The organism is Shewanella cutis, assembly GCF_022410515.1.
In the GTDB taxonomy this organism is placed as follows: domain Bacteria; phylum Pseudomonadota; class Gammaproteobacteria; order Enterobacterales; family Shewanellaceae; genus Shewanella; species Shewanella cutis.
In genome coordinates, this window is record NZ_JACSDI010000046.1 from 1 (window position 1) to 1189 (window position 1189).

Annotated in this window: 1 protein-coding gene; it reads right to left on the reverse strand. The window is 50.0% G+C overall.

The features are described from left to right. Window positions 1–1138: IS256 family transposase (locus H9J30_RS21540; protein WP_240132843.1), on the reverse strand; the 1138-nt coding region annotated here is incomplete at its 3' end. Window positions 1139–1189: the final 51 nt, after the last annotated feature.

A 1189-nucleotide genomic window follows, 5' to 3' on the forward strand; every position in this document is an offset into this window, starting at 1 on the left:
TCCACTTTTTAGCAATCTGGTGTAAAGCCAGATAAAGCAACTTCAGCACCGCATCATCACTTGGGAATGATCGTCTGGTTTTGGTAACCTGACGCAGGCTGGCGTTTAGCGATTCGATGGCATTGGTGGTGTAGATCACCTTTCGTATCTCCGGTGGATAGTCGAAGAACACGCTAAGCCTTGTCCAGTTGTCGCGCCACGATTTGCTGATGCTTGGATGCTGGTTATCCCACGTCTCAGCAAATTGCGCTAATGCCTGCTCAGCCTGTTGCAACGTGGCTGCGCCATAAATGGTTTTAAGGTCTGCCGCGACGGCTTTGCGCTCTTTCCAGCTGACGAAGCGCAGGCTATTGCGGATTTGATGCACGATGCACAGCTGTACCTGCGTTTTAGGGTAAACCGCTTCTATCGCATCTGGGAAGCCCTTTAGGCCATCAACACAAGCAATAAAGATATCTTCCACACCGCGGTTTTTCAGCTCATTCATCACCGACAGCCAGAACTTAGCGCCTTCGGTTTGTGCTATCCATAAGCCCAGTAGCTCCTTCTCACCATCAGTGTTCACGCCAAGGGCCAAATAAACGGATTTGTTTTGGATGCTGCCGGAATCGCGGCTACGCACAACCAAACAGTCCAGGTACACTATCGGGTATACCGGCGCTAATGGCCGCTGCTGCCAGGCTTTCACCTCATCCAGCACGGCATTGGTGACCTGTGAGATAAAAGTCGGCGAGACTTCAACGCCATAAGCTTCTTCAAAGTGGGCTTGGATATCACGGGTAGACATGCCTCTGGCATACAGCGAGACAATACGCTCATCGAAACCACCAAGCTGTTTCTCGCCTTTCTTGATGAGCTTAGGCTCAAAGCTACCATTACGGTCTCGCGGTGTTTCAAGCTCGATATCACCGTGAATGCTGCGCACTGATTTACGGCTTTTGCCGTTGCGGGAATTGCCACTGTTTTTACCGGCGGCATCATGTTTGGCGTAACCAAGATGCTGCTCCATCTCGGCTTCAAGAGCACGCTCAGCAAGCTTTTTGGTTAACTGCTTCAGGATACCTTGCTCACCAAGCAGGTCTTCCGGGGATTTGTAGTCAGCTAATAACTGGTCGATAAGCTGGTCTGATACTGGCATTCTTATGTCCTTTCAAATACATGGATAGAATGCCACTTACACAGATTTTTT